General features: G+C 59.5%; 14 protein-coding genes and 4 tRNA genes. 6 read left to right on the top strand and 12 right to left on the bottom strand.

All coding sequences use genetic code 11. The features are described from left to right. The first annotated feature begins 89 nt into the window (after positions 1-89). Both CAF77_RS18365 and CAF77_RS18360 read left to right on the top strand, forming a co-directional pair. Complete coding sequence (locus CAF77_RS18365; protein WP_085655052.1) at positions 90-5,243, top strand: RHS repeat domain-containing protein; 5,154 nt, start codon at positions 90-92, stop codon at positions 5,241-5,243. A gap of 263 nt (positions 5,244-5,506) precedes the next feature. Continuing rightward, complete coding sequence (locus CAF77_RS18360) at positions 5,507-5,914, top strand: hypothetical protein (protein WP_007959573.1); 408 nt, start codon at positions 5,507-5,509, stop codon at positions 5,912-5,914. 72 nt (positions 5,915-5,986) lie between these two features. Here CAF77_RS18360 and CAF77_RS18355 read toward each other — a convergent pair whose 3' ends face one another. The 8 genes from CAF77_RS18355 to rluD all read right to left on the bottom strand — a co-directional run bounded on the left by CAF77_RS18355 (position 5,987) and on the right by rluD (position 12,863). Next, on the bottom strand, positions 5,987-7,612 hold the full coding sequence (locus tag CAF77_RS18355; RefSeq protein ID WP_064382091.1) for a methyl-accepting chemotaxis protein: 1,626 nt from the start codon (positions 7,610-7,612) through the stop codon (positions 5,987-5,989). A gap of 159 nt (positions 7,613-7,771) precedes the next feature. After that, positions 7,772-7,848, bottom strand: a tRNA-Pro gene (locus tag CAF77_RS18350). Positions 7,849-7,945: 97 nt separating this feature from the next. Then, positions 7,946-8,021 (bottom strand) — tRNA-Lys (locus CAF77_RS18345). Between the two features lie 5 nt (positions 8,022-8,026). Beyond that, positions 8,027-8,103, bottom strand: a tRNA-Pro gene (locus CAF77_RS18340). Positions 8,104-8,112: 9 nt separating this feature from the next. Continuing rightward, positions 8,113-8,188, bottom strand: a tRNA-Asn gene (locus CAF77_RS18335). Between the two features lie 298 nt (positions 8,189-8,486). Beyond that, positions 8,487-11,051: an ATP-dependent chaperone ClpB gene (gene clpB / locus CAF77_RS18330; protein ID WP_064382092.1), complete on the bottom strand. Its 2,565-nt coding sequence runs from the start codon at positions 11,049-11,051 to the stop codon at positions 8,487-8,489. A gap of 130 nt (positions 11,052-11,181) precedes the next feature. Beyond that, positions 11,182-11,904 carry a peptidoglycan editing factor PgeF gene (gene pgeF, locus CAF77_RS18325; RefSeq protein ID WP_064382093.1) on the bottom strand — a complete coding sequence of 241 codons (723 nt, stop codon included), beginning with the start codon at positions 11,902-11,904 and terminating at the stop codon, positions 11,182-11,184. Next, the gene (gene rluD, locus CAF77_RS18320) at positions 11,901-12,863 is read right to left on the bottom strand and encodes a 23S rRNA pseudouridine(1911/1915/1917) synthase RluD (RefSeq protein WP_011335991.1); all 963 of its coding nucleotides are present in this window, start codon (positions 12,861-12,863) and stop codon (positions 11,901-11,903) included. Before rluD ends, pgeF begins: the two co-directional genes overlap by 4 nt. Before the next feature lie 152 nt (positions 12,864-13,015). Between rluD and CAF77_RS18315 the strand changes: the two genes are divergently transcribed. The 4 genes from CAF77_RS18315 to CAF77_RS18300 all read left to right on the top strand — a co-directional run bounded on the left by CAF77_RS18315 (position 13,016) and on the right by CAF77_RS18300 (position 17,313). Continuing rightward, on the top strand, positions 13,016-14,032 hold the full coding sequence (locus CAF77_RS18315; protein WP_007959566.1) for an outer membrane protein assembly factor BamD: 1,017 nt from the start codon (positions 13,016-13,018) through the stop codon (positions 14,030-14,032). A gap of 125 nt (positions 14,033-14,157) precedes the next feature. Continuing rightward, complete coding sequence (locus CAF77_RS18310; RefSeq protein ID WP_011335992.1) at positions 14,158-14,391, top strand: PP0621 family protein; 234 nt, start codon at positions 14,158-14,160, stop codon at positions 14,389-14,391. Continuing rightward, positions 14,381-15,970: a PAS domain-containing sensor histidine kinase gene (locus tag CAF77_RS18305; RefSeq protein ID WP_064382094.1), complete on the top strand. Its 1,590-nt coding sequence runs from the start codon at positions 14,381-14,383 to the stop codon at positions 15,968-15,970. Before CAF77_RS18310 ends, CAF77_RS18305 begins: the two co-directional genes overlap by 11 nt. Beyond that, complete coding sequence (locus tag CAF77_RS18300) at positions 15,967-17,313, top strand: sigma-54 dependent transcriptional regulator (protein WP_064382095.1); 1,347 nt, start codon at positions 15,967-15,969, stop codon at positions 17,311-17,313. The genes CAF77_RS18305 and CAF77_RS18300 overlap by 4 nt, the downstream gene beginning before the upstream one ends. Positions 17,314-17,455: 142 nt before the next feature. Here the strand turns inward: CAF77_RS18300 and thiO are convergent, their stop codons facing one another. The 4 genes from thiO to CAF77_RS18280 are packed head-to-tail and all read right to left on the bottom strand — an operon-like array spanning position 17,456 to position 22,589. Next, the gene (gene thiO, locus CAF77_RS18295) at positions 17,456-18,556 is read right to left on the bottom strand and encodes a glycine oxidase ThiO (protein WP_064382096.1); all 1,101 of its coding nucleotides are present in this window, start codon (positions 18,554-18,556) and stop codon (positions 17,456-17,458) included. A 57-nt stretch (positions 18,557-18,613) separates the two neighbouring features. Further along, a complete protein-coding gene (locus CAF77_RS18290) occupies positions 18,614-19,015 on the bottom strand; it encodes a type IV pilin protein (protein WP_064382097.1) in 402 nt (133 codons plus the stop codon). A 15-nt stretch (positions 19,016-19,030) separates the two neighbouring features. Further along, a complete protein-coding gene (locus CAF77_RS18285; protein ID WP_064382098.1) occupies positions 19,031-22,123 on the bottom strand; it encodes a pilus assembly protein in 3,093 nt (1,030 codons plus the stop codon). Beyond that, positions 22,110-22,589 carry a PilX N-terminal domain-containing pilus assembly protein gene (locus CAF77_RS18280; protein ID WP_064382099.1) on the bottom strand — a complete coding sequence of 160 codons (480 nt, stop codon included), beginning with the start codon at positions 22,587-22,589 and terminating at the stop codon, positions 22,110-22,112. Before CAF77_RS18280 ends, CAF77_RS18285 begins: the two co-directional genes overlap by 14 nt. Positions 22,590-22,593: the final 4 nt, after the last annotated feature.

The following is a 22,593-nucleotide window of genomic DNA, read 5'->3' as shown; positions in this document are numbered from 1 at the left end:
TAGAAGGTAGAGACAAATGTATTCTCGTTTCTGACTGAAAGCTCAACACGAATAGAACAGCATCTACCTTTTACAAGGAGAACTTGAGCATGCCACCTGCCAATAACAACAACGCTCTCGCTCATCGCCTAGCGGCAGGTGGCCTTTATTCTCAAGCCAGCAACTTCCTCGCTCATGTCAGTACCGGGGTTGATCCCCGCACGGGTCAATTCACGCTCTCGGCCAAACTACCTGGGCTGCAGGCCAACAATCTCGCCGGACCGGTTGTCAGTCTGTCGCTGCGCTTCAGCCCCCTCGAATCGCACTCTGACGTGGGGTTTGGTTACGGCTGGCAGTTGGGAGTATCGATGCTGGATCTGAACACCAACCGTCTCAGCCTGGTGACGGGTGAGCAATTTCGTCTGGATCGGCACAAATCGGACTTTTCCGATAACGGGTTGTTGGCGTTTCACGACCAGAAACTGCGCAGTTTTGTAGTGCGGCAGATCGGTATTGATGGGCGAATGTTTCGCGTCGAGCACAAGAGCGGTGACACCGAATGGCTGGAAGTACAGGAGCGTAGCGGCTTGGCGCTGGTCGTTCAGATGCGCTCACCCCAAGGGCGTCAGGCGTTCTTTAAATGGCTGCCCCGCGGCGACGGTCAGTTTGATCTGGAGAGCATTTGGGATGAGCGCGGCCCTGCGCTTCCGTTGTTGAAGGTCGTCACAAACCGGGAAGGCGTGATCTTTAGCGCATTTCCCGGCACTGATAGCGAGTCGGCGATTACCCTGCAACGAGTGAATGGCCAACTCACTTATCTCATCCTGCCTGACGGCGACAGTCGCTGGACGTTCGAATATTTGAGCGACCCGGACAGCGGCCTGTTGTTTCCCAACCGTGTACGCGGCCCGCTGGGAAGTGAAGACACCATGACATACGCGACCGGTGACCAGGGCCACCGTCTTCCACCCGGCGCACCTATCCAATGGCTGCCAAGAATCAACAGTCACCGACATGCTCCCGGTGCCGGGCAACCGGAAATCTATCGCGAATACACTTACGTCGGTACCTCCAACTTTCTCGGTGGTGACGTTGCACCACCCGGAGGCTGGCAGGACGGAACCGACAATCTTTACCGGATGACCAATTATCACTACACCAGCATTGAAACCGTCATGAATGCAAAGGGTGAAATCCTGGCCACCGCCGAAAGGACCTGGAACCGCTTTCACCTGCAAATCACTGAAGTGATGACTCGTTACAGCTCTCTATTGCAAAACGGCCAGATGATCACCCAACAAAAAACCATCACCCATAAAACAGTTTATGGCGACGACCCACATAAAAGCTGGGAGGAACAGCCAGCGTGGTTCCAACTGCCAGTAGCGGCGTCGAAGATCTATACGGATGGTGTGCAGCTACCGAGGGAAATTCGTGAGGAAACTGACTACGACGACTATGGGAATATTCTGCAAAAGCGCTATTCGGATGGTCGTGTCGAAACCTCGAATTACTACCCTCTGAACGGTGGTGACGGCTGCCCGGATGACGGTGGTCTGTTTGTCCGTTGGATCGAAAACAAGACGCTGACTCCCGCCACTCCTGCCGCCGGGGCGCTGCCCATAAAAACGACTTACCAATATTCGCTGCTTCCCCGGAGAAACCCTGACGACGTACAGAGCCTGGTTGCTCACCTGGAAACAGCAGTGGCACTTGCCCTTCCACAAGAGCAGCTGATCGGAATAACCGAGCAAATTTGGGACACTGACATTGACAGTGCGTTTTTCGGCCAGCCAGTTCAAACCGTCAACACCTATAACGGCTTTGTCACCACGACAACATTCAAACGCATACTTGATGCCGAGGGGGTGGGTGAAATCCAGACCCGGACGGGACATGATGGTTTAGCGGTAAATACCTCCACTCTGCGTAATTCGCTGACAGGTTTGACGCTGGCCGAAGTCAACGAAAACGGAGTCAAGACGACATTCGCCTATGATCTACTGGGACGCGTTGTAATGCGAACCTCCTCGGCAGGTTCACCTTATGAAGTGACCAACAAGTGCAGTTACAGCACTGCCGGCAGCAATCACAAAGGCCCTGTGTTTGTTGAGGAGAGCGATATTACCCGGCAAAAACTTCGCCGATATCTGGATGGCAGCGGCAGGACCGTGCGCGAGGAACGGCAAGACATCGATATCACCGGCGAGGCATTTTGCGAAGTGTGGTCTTGCACTTACGACCATGACGGTAACGTTTGCACTGAGACCGCCCAGGATTGGCTACCAGGACGAGACAACCCGATTCGGCTGACCACAACCAATGAACCCGATAGTTGGGGGCAAGTCGCCGTAAAGAGGCAACCCGACGGCACCAGCCATCACGCGAACTTCGACCCGATCAGCCTGAACAGCCGTCATTGGCAGCAGGACCGCAACGGCAAAAGCAGCGGCGAAACGGAAGTGATCCGTAACCTGGCGGGCAAAGTCGAAAAAGTCACCCTGCGCGAACCAAGCGCCGACAACGGAGAGCCCGGTGCCGTACTACGTACTGAAAGCTGGACCTTCGACGGTCTTTACCGCCCCATCGGCCATAAGGTCGAAGCTGATGGCTTGACTACCTTGACCCGGATAGAACGCGATGTATTGGGCCGGACAACGGCCTTCATTCGCGAAGATTCGACCATCGTGCGCTGGACCTACGCGGCTCACAGTGAAGGCGAGCATCCGGTGAAAGTCACCTTGACCTCACCCGACGGTCGCGAACAGGTATTGGCGGAACAGACATTCGATAGCCTGGGCCGCCCGGTCAGCCGCCGGTCAGGAGATCAGACTGAAACACTCCATTACCTGGAAGGGCAACTGCCACCCGCTTCCGCGACACAATCCGATGGGCGACTGGTCAGACTGTCTTATGAAAGGTTTCTCGATAACGCCCTGATTTCAGCTGTGCCCGAGGGTGATCGCGGAGTGTCATATCAGTTCCGTCCGCCAGAAGGTTTTCTAACGCAAGTAACAGGTGGGTTGGGCGTTATCAAACATGAATACTCCGAAGCCGGGCGCCTGATCAAGGAAGACTGGACGGTGGCAAATGAAACCCATACCAACACCTCCCGCCAGTCGCTGCTCGGACGGGCCTTGGGTTTCACAGATGTCGGAGGTACGGAACATCTGGTTGAGTACGACGATTTCGGCCGGCCAACCGTTCAGAAATCAGGGTCGGTCATAGTCACGTCTGAGTATGATCCTGCTGGCCGGGTTCACATCATTACCACCCTGGATACCGAAAAGAACAAAAGCCTGCAGCAGACACTGTCCTACGATGCTTTCGGCAGAGAACTGAAGCGCACCTGGCTGAGCAATGGCAGCGGTTCCGATCAAGCAACGGCGCAAACGCTGACATATACAGGCAGAGACAAAGTTGCATCACGTCGCTGGGAGATGGCAGACGTTCTGCGCAGCGACGAACATTACACCTATGACCTCCGGGGGCGACTGCTCACAACTTCGGCCTCCGGACCCGATGCCCCGCTGGACAAGCGAACGGGTAAAAGAATCAAGCAACAAATGTTCACATTGAATGACTTGGACGGTTACCAGCAACTGGAGACTACCTACGCCGACAACACCCGCAACACCATGACTTTCACCTATGACGACTTCGCCCCGGATCGCCCGATATCCATCATCCACCGTGGGGTTCAGGATATCGATATCGACTTGGCCTGGGATGTTGCTGGCAGGTTGAAAACGGAGCGCCACAACGGTGTGCTGTATCGTCAGCTCGAATGGGATTCAAACGGGCGTGTGCGCAAGATCACAGAAAACGGTGTCATCAGCCATTACCGCTACGACCCTTTGGGACGCCTGGCAGAACAGGAAATCGAAGGCGCAAATGCCCGCCGATTTTATGCTGGCAATCAAGTCGTTAACGAACGATCTGCCAATGGTGCACTGTTGACGCTGGTACGATCTGCAAACGCTGTGTTTGCCGAAAGTCGGCTGAGTGAATCGATACGCAGCGTGCTGTTGACCGGCACTGATGGTCAAGGCTCTGTCCGCCTGGAGAATGACAGCGAGAATCGCTTGATCAGTTACACGGCGCATGGCTCCGATGACGGCTCGGCACATAGCCGAATCGGCTACGCCGGTGAGCTCCGCGATCTGGCGACCAGTCTCTATCACCCCGGCAGCTACCGTCCTTACTCCCCGGAACTGATGCTGTTTCTGGCACCTGACAGCCGCAGCCCAATGGATGAGGGAGGGCTGAACCGGTATGCCTATTGCGGTGCGGATCCCATCAACCGGATCGATCCTGCCGGCCAATCCTTCTGGAGCTGGTTAGGTGTCATAGTCGCCACAGTAACGGGAGCAGTACTCATGGCTGCATCGTTCGGAGTATTCGCGCCGGTGGGAGCTGCAATGATTGCGGCGGTGGCAGGGGTGATGACGGCCGCGTCTACCGGAGCAGTCATTTCAGCCGTCGTAATCGGGGCAGTGGCGGTGGCAAAAACGATGACTTTCATAGTCGTCGTTGCGGTGGCTTCTGCATCCCTGGGATCAATATCGTTACTGACAGGGCTCGCCGTCCCGATAATGGAGGAAACAGGAAATCGGCAGGCAGCGGAAATTCTGGGCTGGATTTCATTGGGCACAGGGTTGGCATCGTCAGTAACACTACTCGCACCGTCAGCCATCAAGGCCTCGAACAAAGTCATGAGCCTTGTAGGAAAATGGGCACGTGCAGCTAATACTTCTGCTGCCAAAGATTTTTCAATGTCTGCTGGGAATGTACTTTACGCCCCTCCCGGCCAACCTCCCGTTGTGTTCTACGATGATCTCTACGGACAAGGCATCCTGGCGTACCAGACACATGGAAATCCGGCAGGTCAACTCATGGATACCTCAGGTGTCATGCGACCTGCGTCTTACGTGGCGATGACCGATATTGCACCAAGACTGACGGGACTGAACAGAGCACCGGACGAGCCAATACTTCTGTTAGCGTGCTTTTCCGGTCGATCCGGTGCAGCTCAGGAAGTTGCAAATGCCCTGCAGCGACCTGTCATTGGTTTTCCGGAAGCGAATGCGGTTTACATCAGAAACTACTCGACTATGAACGAATTGTGGAGAGCAGACGATTATTATCCTAATGCCAACTTGATCACACAAGACGCAAGCGGAACTATTGCATGGATACAACGATTATTTGGAGTACAGAATCGTGAGGTTGCACCAATGAGGCGTTACACTCCCAATCTTTAGGTTACCGTTGTGTATGGTAAGTGATTGAACCACTCTCCAAATTCCTATGAAGAACAAAGGGCGCTATTTCAAGGAATTAGGATCTACCGCCCTCTGTTAGCCTGTGTATCAAATTAGCTTTTCCGCGCCTTCGCTTACAAACGCCCCGCTCCCGGACACAGACGCGATACACCGCCACCGCTTAATGGCCACACCCGAGCACACCTGCTCCGGCTTGATCGCCCTTAACGTGTGGTTGCGCTGTGCAACCGAAGGAGAATGCAATGTCCCGTACTTCGAAAATCGGCAAAAACTCCCTTGGCCTGGTCGGTGCCGTACTGGCCGGCGGCCTGATGCTGTCCGGCTCGGTATTCGCCGCGCAACCGCTGGCCCAGGGCTATATGGTCGCTTCGGCCGAGACCTCGGTGAAAACCCCGGAAGGCAAATGCGGTGAAGGCAAATGCGGCGATGCGTCGATGGCCAAGACCGACACCGATGGTGACGGCAAGGTTTCGCGCGCCGAATTCCTGAAGGTCGCGCCGAAGTCCGACTTCGACAAGATCGACACCAACCACGACGGTTTCATCGACGAGCAGGAGGCGTACAACAACGTCAAAGCCAACTTCGAAGCCAATGGCAAGAAAATGCCCAAAGGCCTGTTCGAACACCTGAAAGACCAGGACGGTGCCTGATTTTTCAGACGCCCGACAAAACAAAGCCGCGCTTTCTCTGACGAGAAGCGCGGCTTTTTCACGCCTGCACGATTACAGCTGGAAGCGTCGCACCATGCCTTGCAGGGCGTTGGCCAGTTGCGACAGTTCATGGCTCGACGCGTTGGTTTGATCGGCACCGGCCGCCGAACGCACCGACAGATCGCGTATGTTCACCAGATTGCGATCCACTTCCCGCGCCACTTGCGCCTGCTCTTCGGCGGCGCTGGCGATCACCAGATTGCGCTCGTGGATTTCGTGTACCGAGGCCGTGATCGTCTGCAACGCCTCACCGGCCCGCTCGGCCAGCACCAGCGTGGTGGCCGCTCGCGAGGCACTGGCCTGCATCGACTCCAGCGCCAGGCTCGAGCCATTGCGCATGCCCTGCACCATTTGCTCGATTTCCTGGGTCGATTGCTGCGTGCGATAAGCCAGCGCCCGGACTTCATCGGCGACCACGGCAAACCCGCGCCCGCTCTCCCCGGCCCGTGCTGCTTCGATGGCGGCGTTAAGCGCGAGCAGGTTGGTCTGCTCGGCGATCGCCCGGATCACGTCCAGCACCTTGCCGATGTCTTGCGACTGGTTGGCCAGCGATTGCACCAGCTCACCAGTGTGCTCGACTTCGCTGGCCAGGGCGTTGATGGCGCTGGCGGTTTCGCTGACCCGCTCCTGGCCCAACTGTGCCGACTCACTGGACTGGCGGGTGGCGTCGGACGTCGACACCGCATTGCGGGCGACTTCCTCGACCGCGGTGGTCATCTCGTTGACGGCGGTGGCGGCTTGTTCGATTTCGTTGTTCTGCTGTTGCAGCCCTTGCGTGCTGTCGTGGGTGACCGCGCTCAGTTCGTCGGAAGCAGTCGCCAGTTGCGTGGCCGAGCCGCTGATGCCCTGCAGGGTTTCGCGCAGGTTCTGCTGCATGGTCGCCAACGCCTTGAGCAAGCGGCTGACCTCATCGTTGCCGTGAGTTTCGATCGGACGGGTCAGATCGCCTCTGGCGACGTGCTCAGCGGCGTCGACGGCGGCGCTCAGGGGGCGGACGATGCTGCGGGTCAGCAACATGGCCAGTGCGACGGTGGCCAGCGCCGCCAAAGCAATGAACAAGCTCACGATAGTGCGCGAGGTTTCGTAGTGGGCGGCAGAGTTCTGGCTTTCAGCGGCGACCTGACGGGCGAACAGGTCTGCCAGGTCGTTGAGTTGTTTGCCGGAGCCGTCGACCACGGTTTTCATGTCGACCAGCAGCAGCTTGGTCAGCTCGTCACGCTTGCCTTGCTCGGCGAGGGTGAACGACTGAGCGATCCCAGTGCGGTAGGAAGCGAAGGTCTTTTTGAACTGATCGTACAACTGCTGCCCTTCCGGGGTGGTCACCAGTCGGTCGTAAGCGGCGATTTTCTCGCTCAGTTCCTTGTCGCGGGTGTCCATCTGGCTGCGGTACGTGGCGATGTTGGCCGGATCCTGATCCAGCGCCATGCGCAGGGAGATGGTGCGGATGCGCAACATGATTTCGCGAATTTCGTCGCCACCACGAATGCTCGGCAGCCATTGCGTCTCCACCGCCACTTCGCTGTCGCGGATGCTCGACATCTGCCCCAGCGCAAACACCCCCAGCAATGCCACCAGCACCGCGATCAGGGCGAAGCCCAAGGCGGCACGGGGAGCAATATTCAACTGACGAAGCAACATGACGAACGCCCTTTTTCTTGTATTGGCCGGATTCAAGGGGCGATCAATGGCAGGCCCCTTTCGTTAGCGGGCTATCGGCAAGTTGTATGACGACTTGAATGAAACATTTCCGCAGGGCAAAAAAAATCCCCGTATCTTTCGATACGAGGATTTTTAATATGGTCGGGGTAGGGGGATTCGAACTCCCGACATCCTGCTCCCAAAGCAGGCGCGCTACCGGACTGCGCTATACCCCGGTAAAAAAAAGGCGACCTTTCAAAGATCGCCTTCTTCGATCAGCGCTTTTGGCCTCTGATCTTAAGATTCGATCCCAGTGTTACCTGGTTTCAAAAATGGTGGGTCGTGTGGGATTCGAACCTACGACCAATTGGTTAAAAGCCAACTGCTCTACCAACTGAGCTAACGACCCAAAAATGGTCGGGGTAAGGGGATTCGAACTCCTGACATCCTGCTCCCAAAGCAGGCGCGCTACCGGACTGCGCTATACCCCGGTTTGAAATTGGCTCCGTGACCAGGACTCGAACCTGGGACCCAATGATTAACAGTCATTTGCTCTACCGACTGAGCTATCACGGAACTACACATTTCAATTTACTACGGTGAAACTTGCAGCTTCTCGACACCGTTTTCGCATCGCTGCGTTCGTGTGCCTGAGGCGCGCTATTCTACAACCTAGAACACCTCTGTCAACCCCCTAAATTGCTTTCAAGTTAATGATTTGCAACTTATTTCAGATTTCTGCCCAGTGAGCTGAAACCGTGTTGGTGACTGACTGCGGGGCGCACTTTACAAGCCTTTTCCTTTGAGTTCAACAGCCTGGCGAAAAAAAAGGCCTCGCATTGCGAGGCCTTGATTACTTCACCACCGTCGAGCGTCAGTTGAACGTGATCTCGTCGTTCTCCACGACGCCGGTCGCGGTCTCGCCTGGCAGGAAACGCCCCGACAGGATCAACTGTGCCAGCGGGTTCTCGATCCAGCGCTGGATCGCCCGCTTCAGCGGCCGTGCGCCATAGACCGGGTCGTAACCAACGGCAATCAGCTTGTCCATCGCCTCAGGGCTCAGTTCCAGCTTCAGCTCGCGCTCGGCCAGACGGCTGCGCAGACGGCCCAGCTGGATCTCGGTGATGCCCGCGATCTGATCCCGCGCCAATGGCTCGAAAATCACCACTTCGTCAACGCGGTTGATGAACTCCGGACGGAAGTGGGTGGAAATCGCATCCATCACCGCTGCCCGTTGTGCTTCACGATCACCGACCAGTTCCTGGATCTGCATCGAACCGAGGTTGGAGGTCATGACGATCACGGTATTGCGGAAGTCCACCGTGCGGCCATGGCTGTCGGTCAGACGACCATCCTCCAGCACTTGCAGCAGGATGTTGAACACGTCCGGATGCGCCTTCTCGACTTCATCCAGCAGGATCACCGAGTAAGGCTTGCGCCGTACCGCTTCGGTCAGGTAGCCACCCTCTTCGTAGCCGACGTAGCCCGGTGGAGCCCCGATCAGTCGCGCCACGGAATGTTTCTCCATGAACTCGGACATGTCGATCCGCACCATCGCCTCTTCAGTATCGAAGAGGAACTCGGCCAGCGCCTTGCACAGCTCGGTTTTACCGACCCCGGTCGGGCCGAGGAACATGAACGAGCCGCTCGGGCGATTCGGGTCGGACAACCCGGCGCGCGAACGTCGCACCGCGTTGGCAACCGCCACCACCGCCTCGTCCTGGCCGATCACGCGTTGATGCAACAGGCTTTCCATCTTCATCAGCTTGTCGCGCTCGCCTTCGAGCATTTTCGACACGGGGATGCCGGTCCACTTCGAGACGACTTCGGCGATCTCTTCTTCGGTCACCTTGCTGCGCAGCAACTGGTTTTCGCTCTTGCCGTGCTGGTCGACCATTTGCAGGCTGCGCTCCAGATCCGGGATCACCCCGTACTGCAACTCGGCCATGCGGTTCAGGTCGCCTTTACGGCGCGCGGCTTCCAGCTCCTGACGGGACTGTTCGATCTTCTGCTGAATCTGCGCAGAACCCTGGACCTCGGCTTTTTCCGAGTTCCAGATTTCTTCCAGATCCGAGTACTCACGTTCGTGGCGATCGATTTCTTCCTGGAGTTTCTCCAGACGTTTCTTCGCCGCGTCATCGCTCTCTTTCTTCAGCGCCTGGGATTCAACTTTCAGCTGAATCAGGCGCCGCTCCAGACGATCCAGCACTTCCGGCTTGGAGTCGATCTCCATGCGGATGCGGCTGGCCGCTTCGTCGATCAGGTCGATCGCCTTGTCCGGCAGCTGTCGGTCAGTGATGTAGCGATGGCTGAGCTTGGCCGCCGCGATGATCGCGCCGTCGGTAATCGCCACCTTGTGGTGAACCTCGTAACGCTCCTTGAGGCCACGCAGGATCGCGATGGTGTCTTCTTCGCTCGGCTCGTCCACCAGCACTTTCTGGAAGCGTCGCTCGAGGGCCGCGTCCTTCTCTATATATTGGCGGTACTCGTTCAGCGTAGTCGCGCCGACGCAGTGCAACTCACCACGGGCCAGGGCCGGTTTGAGCATATTGCCGGCGTCCATCGAGCCTTCGCCCTTGCCGGCGCCGACCATGGTGTGCAGTTCGTCGATGAACAGAATGATCTGCCCTTCCTGCTTCGACAATTCATTGAGCAGCGCTTTCAGGCGCTCTTCAAACTCGCCGCGATACTTGGCACCGGCAATCAGCGCACCCATATCGAGGGACAGCAGACGCTTGCCGCGCAGGCCGTCCGGCACTTCACCATTGATGATGCGTTGCGCGAGACCTTCGGCAATCGCGGTTTTACCCACGCCAGGCTCGCCGATCAGCACCGGGTTGTTCTTGGTGCGGCGTTGCAGCACCTGAATAGTGCGACGGATCTCGTCGTCACGGCCGATCACCGGGTCAAGCTTGCCTTCTTCGGCGCGTTTGGTCAGGTCGACGGTGTACTTATCCAGTGCCTGACGCGACTCTTCGTGGTTGGCGTCATTGACCGCCTCGCCACCGCGCAGGTTGTTGATTGCATTCTCCAGCGCCTTTTTGCTCACGCCCTGGCCGAGCAGCAACTTGCCGAGCTTGCTGTTCTCGTCCATCGCGGCGAGCAGCACCAGCTCGCTGGAAATGAACTGATCGCCCTTCTGCTGGGCCAGACGGTCGGCCTGGTTGAGCAGACGCGCCAGATCCTGCGACATGTTGACGTCGCCGGTCGGGTTCTGGATTTTCGGTAATTGATCGAGCTCTTTGGTCAGCTCTTTACGCAAGCTGTTGACGTCGAAGCCCACCTGCATCAACAGGGGCTTGATCGAACCACCCTGCTGTTCAAGCATGGCCTGCATCAAATGCGCCGGCTCGATGGCAGGATGATCGTGGCCGACAGCCAGGGATTGGGCATCGGACAACGCCAACTGCAATTTGCTGGTTAAACGGTCTATACGCATGGGTCACCTTCCTTTTGAGCAGGCCGGACCTAAAAAACCATCCTGAATAAAGAAACCTGCCAGATACCGCTATAGATGCGGTCGATTCTGGAAGATTCAAGCGTCAGGGAGTTGATGCAGATCAGAGAGTTTAGCGGGTAAGCCAGACTAAAGAGGCGAAGCGACCAGTGCGAGGCGCACGGCGATAGGAAAAGAAGCGCGGATCGGTCACTGTACAGAAACCGCCACCATAAACAGCGTTGACACCGCGGACTGCCAGACGCAGCCGCGCCAGCTTATAGATGTCAGCCATGAACTTGCCGGCGTTGTGGCTCGGGACAAAGGCTGTCTCGGCCTCGGGCAATTGATTGATGAAGACTTCCCGGACTTCCGGACCGACTTCGAAGGCTTGCGGGCCGATGGCCGGGCCGAGCCAGACCAGAACGTCTTCGGCGGGCACATCCAGACTGTCGACGGTGGCTTCCAGCACGCCGGCCGCCAATCCACGCCAACCCGCATGAGCCGCTGCCACGCGAGTACCGGCCCGGTCGCAGAACAGCGCCGGCAGGCAATCGGCAGTCATTGCTGCACACGCGATACCGGGGGTTGCCGTCCAGCTGGCATCCGCCGTGGCCACCACGGACGGATCCGCATGCGCCACGGCAATCCCGTGCACTTGCTGCAGCCAGGCAGGCTTTATAGAGAAGTGTTCGGTCAGACGCCGACGGTTTTCGGCAACAGCCTCCGGGCGGTCATCGACATGATCGCCCAGGTTGAGGCTGTCGAACGGCGCCTCGCTGACGCCGCCCTCGCGGGTGGTGACACAGGCCTTGACGCTGGCCGGCGCGGGCCAGTCCGGCGTCAGCCAGTTCATCCGACGAATGCCTCGCGATCCTGCTTGAGCAGGGTCAGCAGCCACACCAGATCTTCCGGCAGCGGCGATTCCCAGCTCATGCGCTCACCGGTGGTCGGGTGATCCAGCTCAAGGAACCGCGCATGCAGGGCCTGACGCGGGAAGTGCTTGAGGGATTCGACCATGGTCTGGCTCGCGGCCGGCGGAATGCGGAAACGACCGCCGTATGCCGGGTCGCCGACCAACGGGAAGTTGATGTGCGCCATGTGCACGCGAATCTGGTGGGTACGACCGGTTTCCAGCTTCACCCGAACGTGGGTGTGGGAACGGAAACGCTCCAGCACGCGGTAGTGGCTGACGGCCGGCTTGCCGCCTTCCATCACCGCCATGCGCTGACGCTGCTGGCCGTGGCGGCCGATCGGGGCGTTGATCTTGCCGCCGGCGGTGACCACGCCGATCACGATGCACTCGTAGATCCGGCTGACGCTGCGGCTTTGCAGCTGCGCGACCAGCTTGGTCTGCGCCTGAATGGTCTTGGCCACCACCATCAGACCGGTGGTGTCCTTGTCCAGACGATGCACGATACCGGCGCGCGGAACGTTGATGATGTCCGGCACGTGGTGCAGCAAGGCGTTGAGCAAGGTGCCATCAGCGTGACCGGCAGCCGGGTGCACCACCAGGCCCGCAGGCTTGTTGATCACCAGAATGTCATCGTCTTCATAGACGATGTCGAGTTCGATGTCCTGAGCGACCCATTCACCCTGGGCCTCCTGCTCGGCAGTCAGCTCAAGGATGGCACCGCCATGAACAATGTCGCGCGGGCGGATGACCGCCCCGTCCACAGTCAGGCGACCTTCTTTGATCCAGGCGGAAAGGCGCGAGCGCGAGTGCTCGGCGAAGAGTTGGGCGGCGACTTGATCGAGGCGTTGGCCGCCCAATTCGGACGGCACCTCTGCGCGAAGTTCAATTTTATCGGACATGCTCGGACTGGGCGTCGGCTACAGCCTTTGGTTTCGGCTGCGCGCTTGTGGTTAAATACGGCGTCTTTTGCCCCGGGGCTTTTCAACGGGGCGCTCATCATAACAGGACGGCCCCGCCCAAGACAGCGGCCGTCATAGGGACGCAAGCCGCCATGCAAGTGAAACACCTGCTGCTGATCGCCATCCTCGCATTGACCGCTGCTTGCTCATCGAAGGAAGTCGTAGACGAAAACCTGAGTGAAGCCGAGCTGTACCAGCAGGCTCAACAGGACCTGGACAACAACAGCTACACCAGCGCCACAGCCAAGCTGAAGGCTCTGGAGTCGCGTTATCCGTTCGGTCGCTATGCCGATCAGGCGCAGCTGGAACTGATCTATGCCAACTACAAGAACGCCGAGCCGGAAGCTGCAAAGTCCGCCGCCGAGCGTTTCATTCGTCTGCACCCGCAGCACCCGAACGTGGATTACGCCTACTACCTGAAAGGTCTGACTTCGTTCGACCAGGACGTCGGCCTGCTGGCGCGCTTCCTGCCGCTGGACATGACCAAGCGTGACCCGGGTGCCGCCCGCGACTCCTACAACGAGTTCGCCCAGCTGACCAGCCGCTACCCGAACAGCCGCTACGCGCCGGACGCCAAGCAGCGCATGATCTACCTGCGCAACCTGCTGGCTGCCTACGAAATCCACGTGGCCGACTACTACCTGACCCGTCAGGCCTATGTCGCGGCTGCCAACCGTGGTCGTTATGTAGTGGAAAACTTCCAGGAAACCCCATCGGTCGGTGACGGCCTGGCGGTGATGACCGAAGCCTACCAGCGCCTGCACCTTGACGAACTGGCGGCCACCAGCCTGGAAACCCTGAAGCTCAACTACCCGAACCACCCGAGCCTGCAGGACGGTCAGTTCGTGCCTCGCGTTGCCGAAGCCGACAACCGTTCGTTCCTGAGCAAGGCCACCCTGGGCCTGATCGAATCCCGTCCGCCGCTGCCGCCGGGAGAGACCCGCGCCAACCAGGACGTGCAGAAGCAGTTCCAGGACGCGAAAGACGCGATCCCGAACGAGCTCAAGCCGAAAGACGAAAACGGCGACGTGATCGAAGAGCCGGAACCGGAGTCTAGCGACAGCGACCGTTCCATCTTCAGCTACATGACCTTCGGTCTGTTCGACTGATCACTTCGGTGATGCCAAAAAGGGAGATCTTCGGATCTCCCTTTTTATTGCGGCGCGTGATTGGGCTGTGCGCTTGTCAGGTCCTTGGCTAAACTGCCGAATCATTAGCCGAAAAGCCGCCCATCATGCTTCGTTTACTGTTCTGGATTGCCTTGATCGCCGCCGCTGTCTGGTTGTGGCGCAAATTCAAGGCCCCCGCCTCGTCCAACCGATCGCCTCGCGAACAGGATGCCGCGCCGATGGTGCGCTGCGCCCATTGCGGCGTGCACCTGCCCCGTGACCGCGCGCTGAACCTTCAACAACAGTGGTATTGCAGCCAGGCTCACCTTGAGCAAGGCCCCGGCTCCAGTGATCGCTGAGGCCGACAACGCCGACAGCAAACAGGCCCAGCGACTGCTGCGCCTCTATCATCTGTACCGTTTAAGTGTCGGCATCACCCTGGTGCTGCTGATCTCCAGCAACATGGACAACCGCCTGCTGACCTCGGCCAACGACGAGTGGCTGCGCAATGGCAGCTGGTTGTACCTGGTGCTGAACATCCTGCTGGTGGTGTTCCTGGAGAACATCCACCGCCCGGCCCAGCTGTTCGCTCTGGCACTGGTCGACATCCTGCTGCTGTGCGGCGTGTTCTATGCGGCCGGCGGTGTGGCCAGTGCGATTGGCAACTTGCTGATTGTTTCGGTGGCTATCAGCAACACGTTGCTGCGACGACGCATCGGCTTGCTGATCGCCGCCATCGCCACCCTCGGCATCGTCGGGCTCAGCTTTGTGCTGAGTTTCAGCCACCCCTTGAGCGCCAACGACTATCTGCAGGCCGGCACCCTCGGCGCCTTGTGCTTCGCCGCCTCGCTGCTGGTGCAAGGGTTGATCCGCCGTCTTGAAGTCAGTGAGAACCTGGCCGAGCTGCGCGCCAGCGAGGTGGTGGGGCTCGAAGCCCTCAATGCGTTAATCCTGCAACGCATGCGCACCGGCATTCTGGTGCTCGACGAACAGCGCCGGGTGCAATTGGCCAACCACAGCGCCAAGGCCCTGCTGGGACAAACGCACCTTGAGGGTGACTTGATCGATGAGCACTCGAGCGCACTGGTCGAACGCCTGCAGCTGTGGCTGAACAACCCGACCCTGCGCCCGCAAAGCCTGAAAATCGCCGGCAACGGCCTGGAGCTGCAACCAAGCTTCATCGCCCTGGAACAAAGTCCGAACCGTCAAACCCTGGTGTTTCTCGAAGACCTCGCCCAGATCGCCCAACAGGCCCAGCAATTGAAACTTGCTGCGCTGGGCCGACTGACCGCCGGTATCGCCCATGAAATCCGCAATCCGCTGGGGGCCATCAGTCATGCTGCACAGCTGTTGCAGGAGTCCGAGGAACTCGACAGCGCGGATCGGCGTCTGACGCAGATCATTCAAGACCACTCCCAGCGCATGAACCGAGTCATCGAAAACGTCCTGCAACTGTCCCGCCGTCAGCAGAGCGCGCCGCAACGGCTGGATCTCAAACCGTGGCTGGAGCAGTTCGTCAGCGAGAGCCGCGAACAGGCTGGCGAGCGCCAGCATATTCACCTGCACATCGGCCCGGGGGATTTTCGCACCCTGATGGATCCCGGCCAGCTCACGCAGATTCTCGACAATCTGTTACGCAATGGCTGGCGCCACAGTGCCCTGCTACACGATCCGGCCGAGGTGTGGCTGACGTTGTTCATTGACCCCGAGAGCACGCTGGCCGTGCTCGAAGTGCAGGACAACGGCCCCGGTGTGTCGCTGGAACAACAGGCTCATCTGTTCGAACCTTTCTTTACCACCAGCAGCCAGGGCACCGGCCTTGGGCTTTATCTGTCCCGTGAGCTGTGCGAAAGCAATCAAGCGCGCCTAGACTTCAAATCACGCCAAGGCGGCGGCTGCTTTCGCATCACCTTTGCTCACGGACGGAAACAAAGTTGAACACGAGCCCACGGCAAAAAATCCTCATCGTCGACGACGAGCCGGATATCCGCGAACTCCTGGAAATCACCCTGGGACGGATGAAACTCGACACCTTCAGCGCACGCAATCTCGCAGAAGCCCAGGCGCTGCTGCACCGCGAGAGTTTCGATCTGTGCCTGACCGACATGCGCCTGCCCGACGGCACCGGCCTGGAGCTGGTGCAGCACATCCAGCAACGTTATCCACAACTGCCGGTGGCGATGATTACCGCCTACGGTAGCCTGGAAACGGCGATCAACGCCCTGAAGGCCGGGGCTTTCGACTTCCTCACCAAACCGGTGGACCTGACGCGTCTGCGCGAGCTGGTCGGCTCGGCGTTGCGCATGCCGCCGGCGGGTAATGTCTGCACCTCGATCGACCGCCGGTTGCTTGGCGAATCGCCGCCGATGCGCAACCTGCGCAAACAGATCGACAAACTGGCTCGCAGCCAGGCACCGGTCTACATCAGTGGCGAGTCCGGCAGCGGCAAGGAGCTGGTGGCCCGACTGATTCATGAACAGGGCCCGCGCGCCAGCCGGCCATTCGTGCCGGTGAACTGCGGGGCGATTCCTTCAGAGCTGATGGAGAGCGAATTCTTCGGCCACCGCAAAGGCAGTTTCAGCGGTGCGGTGGAGGATAAACCGGGACTGTTTCAGGCAGCCCACGGTGGCACGCTGTTTCTTGACGAGGTGGCGGACCTGCCGCTGCCGATGCAGGTCAAGCTGCTGCGGGCGATCCAGGAAAAAGCCGTGCGCAGCGTCGGCGGTCAACAGGAAACCGTGGTTGATGTGCGCATCCTTTGCGCGACGCACAAGGACCTCGACGCGGAAGTGGCTGCCGAGCGCTTTCGTCAGGATCTGTATTACCGGTTGAACGTGATCGAACTGCGTGTGCCGTCCCTGCGCGAACGTCGCGAGGACATCGAAGCACTGGCCGGCCATGTACTCAGGCGCCTGGCCAATGGCACCGGACAACCGGCGGCACGTCTTCATCCCCATGCCCTTGAGGCGCTGAAAAACTACCGCTTTCCGGGTAACGTGCGGGAACTGGAGAACGTGCTCGAACGGGCGCACACCCTGTGTGAAAACCACACGATCGAGGCCGAGGATTTACGCCTGAGTGAGGGCAACAGTGCCGCCGAGGGCGGGGTCGCAGATCTCACCCGGATCGACAACCTCGAAGACTATCTTGAGAGCGTCGAGCGCAAACTGATTCTGCAGGCACTGGAAGAGACCCGCTGGAATCGCACGGCGGCGGCGCAGCGGTTGAGTCTGTCGTTTCGGTCGATGCGCTACAGGCTCAAGAAGCTCGGGCTGGACTGAGGGCCCCTTCGCGGGCAAGCCCGCTCCCACAGTTTTGTGCCGCGCTCAACTTTTGAGTAAAGCGCCGTACCCTGTGGGAGCGGCGGTGCGACGATTCGACTTGCCCGCGAAAGCGATTTATCAGGCACCGCTAAAAAACTGACTAGATCCGTCCGGCCGGTGCATACGGCGCCGGATCAATGATCGGCGCGCGCCCCAGCATCACGTCGGCAAACAACTGACAGGATGCCGGCGCCAGCACCAGTCCGTTGCGGTAATGACCGCAGTTCAGCCACAGACCGTCAAACCCCGGAACCCGGCCAATGTATGGAATGCCTTCCGGTGAACCCGGTCGCAGCCCGGCCCAATGCCCCACCACTTCAGCATCGGCCAGCGCCGGCAACAACTCGACCGCCGATGCCTTGAGGCTTTCCAGCGCATTATCCGTCGGGGTCTTGTCAAAGCCTTCGTGCTCCAGCGTACTGCCGATCAGAATATGCCCGTCACGACGGGGAATGGCGTAGCGCCCCTTGGCCAGCACCATGCTCGGCAGGAAATCCGCCGCGCACTTGTAGAGAATCATTTGGCCCTTGACCGGCTCCACCGGCAGGGAAAGGTTCAGGGTCTTGAGCAATTCTCCGCTCCACGCGCCCGCCGTCAGCACGACCTGATCACCGGTGATCACACCCGTGGAGGTCTGCACGCCCACCACCCGCTCGCCTTCACGGACAAACCCGCTGACTTCACACTGCTCGTGAATCGTCACGTTCGGCAGCGCCTGCAACGCCGCTTTCAAAGACTTCACCAGCCGCGGATTGCGCACGTTGGCCACATCGGCCATGTAGATCGCCCGGGAAAAACCGCCACCGAGCACCGGCACCGCATCATGCGCCGCCGAGATATCCACAGCCCGCAGCGGACGGTTTTCCCGCGCGGCCCAGGCCAGCGCTTCGGTTTCGTCATCCAGGTCCAGCCAATACAGGCCGGTGGTGTGCACTTCGGGGTCGACCCCGGTATCGGCAAAAAGGCGCTCGCCCAGCTGTGGATAAAAATCCTGCGACCAGTGCGCCAGCGCGGTGACGGCCGGGCTGTAGCGCCACGGGTACAGCGGAGAGACGATACCGCCGCCGGCCCAGGACGATTCCTGGCCGACGTTCGAACGATCCAGCAGCACCACGCTGCCGACCTCGGAGGCGAGGTTGTACGCAGTGAGCAGGCCAATCACCCCGCCACCGACAATCACCACTTGCTGTTGCCTGGTCATGTTTGATCCAACCGTAAAAAAGACAGTGGGCGCAAAAGGCGCCCGAAATAAAGCGGCTCAGCGGCCCCAGCAATCCTTGGTGGTCAGCCCGGTGGTCGCGTTGTTCATGCTTCTGACACCGGTGTTGGTGAGGGTGAAATCGCCGCACTTGTCAGTGGCCATGCTGGTGCCGGCCTTGCGGGTCGCGGTCAGCACAAAGGTCTGGTCAGCGATGGTCGGGGTGATGGTGTAGAAATCATTACCCGTGCTGAGACCGGTGACGCCCGTGTAAGCATTGTTTCTGGTGTAGAAGCGCTCAAGAGTCTGCGCCTGCTCCGACAGCAGCGATACCACCTCGGCGCGACGGCCCTTCTTCAGATATTCGGTATAGCTCGGTGCGGCAATGGTGATGATGATCCCGATTATCGCAATCACGATCATGATCTCGATCAGGGTGAAACCTCGGTTGGATCTGCGCATGCCTCGAAATCTCGCTTACTGAATTTGCCGCCACATGATACGACGGCTGCCGCCGCCGGATTTTTCCACCAGGGTGGTGATACCGCCACTGGAATCGTTCACGACCTTGCGTGATGCACCGTTGACGATGGCGTTCAGGGTCGGGATACCGCCGGTGAACACCACGCCGCTGGAAATCGTGTCGTTGCTGTCGACCACGCCATCGGCGTTGGTATCGAGCACCGCGTAGTTGAGCATCTTACCGCTGAACGCATCGAGTTCGATCAGTTTGCCGGTACCGAAACTGGAACACGGGTCGGTGGTATCGACACTGGCCGTGGTGAACACGATTCGTCCCAGCACCAGACTGGCCTGGTTGATCACCCGTTCGCCGGTCAATGCGTTGTTGTACACCAGCGGCAGGTACCAGCCCTTCTCCGCCGGATACGTCGTGTCGTTCTGGCTGGTGGTGACGAACTGTCCGGTACTGCCGGAGAACACCCCGGTAATCGCCTGCGCCTGCAAACTGCTGACCGTGATCTGGCCCGACCCGCCATCGGCGTCCCACACCGAATAGAACGCCTGCAAATCCTTGCTGGTCTTGTCGGCGGCTTCGTTGAATTTGCCGGTGCCGACGAAAATCTGTTTGCCGCCCAGAGCGTTGTCCGCCAGCAACGGTTGCGCGGTGATCGGCTGAGTCGCCCCGCCGGCCGTGGTGAACAACGGCTTGCCGGAAAACGCTACGCCCCAGCTGTCGGAGGACGTGGCGCTCAGGTCGAACTTCCACAACCGTCCCTTCAAGTCACCGCCATACGCCGCCTGCACCACGTTCTGCGAATTGACCCGCAGCTTGACCGAGGACAAACCGTTGGTGGTTTCCGTACTGTCGATGACGATTTTCTTGATCAGCGAGCCGTCACGCACATCCAGCACATACAGCGCCGCCACCCCGGAGTTGCTGCCGTAACCGTTGGCAATGAATGCCGCCCAGCGACCATCGGCCAAGCGTGCCACTTCCGGACGGGCATAGGCGTAACCCAGATCATTAAATGCGTTGGAAGTGCTGGCAGTAGCCGGCGCGCTGACCTCCCACAAGGCACGGATGACGTTGCCCGCCGAGGCATCGAACAGCTGGAGCCCGTAGAAAGTCTTGCCGCCGGCGCCCGTGCCGCCGATGGCCAGCGTTTTCCACGCCGTACCGAATTGCGCGTCGAATACACCGAGCTGACCATCCACCAGAAACTTGTGGCTGACGCCGTTGACGTAGTTCGGATCGGCAATCAGGCGCAAGGAGGGCAGTACGCTGGACGGCATGTAGGCATAGCGCCGGGTACCATTGGCCGAGTTGATGACACTGACAAAACCGTCGTTGGCGTTCACCACCAGGCTGGCATTCATGTTCGAAGCCTTGGTGGTCAGGTAGGTGCTGTAGCTGGTGTCACCGGCCAGATCGGAGGCGGTTTTTTCCGTGGGCGAAGCCAGCACCAGTGGTGAGTTGATGATGTCCCCGAGCAATACGCTGCGCACTTTGAGCCCGGTCTTGTTGGTGCCTTTGCTCCATTCGACCAGGTCGATGCCGCTGATACCGGTGGGCAAACCCTGGCTGAGAATAGTCTGCTGGGCCGGGGAGAAGTTGCCGTAGGCCAGCGTCACCGCCGCGTTGTTCAGGGTGTTCCACGACTGGTAGGTCGGGGAGGTGGCGCCGGGCACGATGGCCGTGTCGGTGGTCCACAATACCGCCGAGGTGTTGACCGCCCCGGCCGAGGTAAAACCAAAGGACTTGATCGTGCCGCGCCAGTCCCTGGGGTCATAACTGGTCTGGAAGTAACTGGTGCCGCTCGCGAGCGTGGTGCCACTGGCCACACCGCTGCCGCCGGAGCCGGCCTTGGAGGTGATATCGCTCAGTGCCGAGGACAGCGCGGCATTCAGGCCGGCGCTGTCGGTCGCCTGGTAGTAGCGGCCCTGTCCGTAATCGGCGGCGTCCGAAAGCATGTCGTTGGAAGCGGTGAAGCCCACGGTGTAGGTGTTCATGTTCTGCCTGGGGAAATCCACCGCGTTCCAGCTCTTGCCCGCCGCGTCGGTGCCGGAGGAACGCATGTCGATGTCGAAGGCGAACTTGGCGATATCGTCCAGATACAGCGTATCGCCCTCGCCGTCTCCGTTCAGGTTGTCACCGTCATTGTTGATGCCGTCCCAGTTCGGCAAGCGACTGCCGCCCAGCGGGTCGTTGTTCGGGAAGGTGCGGTCATAGGTCGGCAAGCCGTCGGTGATGACCACCCCGTAGTTTTTCTGGCAGCGGTACTGGATCGGGCTGGTGTAGGTGCTCGGCGTGCTGTTGTAGTACGGCGCCATCCCGCGCATGTAGCGGGTGATTTCGTAATAGGTCTCGGCCAGTGGCGTGTTGGCCACTGCGCTCAGGCCGTTGATCGAGGAAATCAGTGCGTTGTAGTTGGTGTCGGCCTGGGCCTGGGTCACGCTGCCGCTGACCGGTGACAGGTCGCTGATGGAGCGCGCAATGAAACCGCCGTTGCCGGGGTTGTTGCTGGTGGCCGGGTTGAAGGTGGCCAAGCCCATGCGCAGGTTGCGATTGCTGGTAACCAGTGCGGTGGAAACGTTGCGCGCCACGTTGATCCGGTAATCGTTGGGAATGGCTCCGGTGGTGAAATCGCGCGTTCCGTTGCTGATGGCAAGTCCCACCACATAGGAAATGTAATCCGCCGAATAGCGAGTGTTGCCGCTGCCCACCGGATCCGGCAGCTTCAGGCAGAGCGGCGTCAGGCTGTTGTTGTAGAACGCATAGGCACCGCCGGAGCAGCCGGAGGTCGGCAGGCTCGAAAGAAAGATCGTATCGCCGGTAATGGCGGTCGAGCTCAGGCACAGGCCGATGACCGCGTTGCACTGGCGGGCCGGCGTGCGATCCACGGCCGGATCAAAACCCGTCGCGTAGATGATGCTGTTCATGCTGCCCGAGTCGTCGATCATCAACATGACGTTCGGTGGCACGGCGGCCGCGCTCAACAGCGGCGAATCGGACGGCGTGAAAGCATACGCCGGTGCCGCCAGATAGAGCCCGGTCAGCATGCCGAGCAGCAGCGACAGCCATTTGAAGCGTCGCTCAATACTTCGCATAGACACTCTCCACCACACTGCGCGAAGTGCCGGCGATGCCCACGGCCGTGACCCGGTACAACGTCGCCGAAGTATTGCTCGGCACGTTCACCGCCGTCAGGGTCGTGCCGATGTTCTGCACCCCGTAGAACCCGCTGCCGGCGGCGATCCAGGTCACGCCCGACGTGGAGTTGAACCCAGCCGCGCTGACCACCGAGGACTCCGCCGGCGGCGCGCATTGGGTAGGGCTGGCGCACACCGCCAGCGCGTAGCCATCCAGTTGCACCGCGCTTTCGCCGATGCGCAACGCTGCCTCGGCAGTCTGGAACGATTGATTGCGCAAACTCACGCTGCCGGCCATTTTTTCCTGCAGGTTGGCGCTTTGCATCGATGACAGGCCGATCACCGTCAGAAGCAGCAGAAATACCAGGCTGACCAGCAACACCATGCCGCCCTGGGACCGTCGCCTATGAAGAGAAACGTTCATCGCC

Origin of the sequence: Pseudomonas sp. R15(2017), from assembly GCF_002112685.1 — a bacterium.
Taxonomy (GTDB): domain Bacteria; phylum Pseudomonadota; class Gammaproteobacteria; order Pseudomonadales; family Pseudomonadaceae; genus Aquipseudomonas; species Aquipseudomonas glycinae.
Note: the sequence above shows the minus strand (reverse complement) of the source record. Positions and strands in the feature narration are given on the sequence as shown.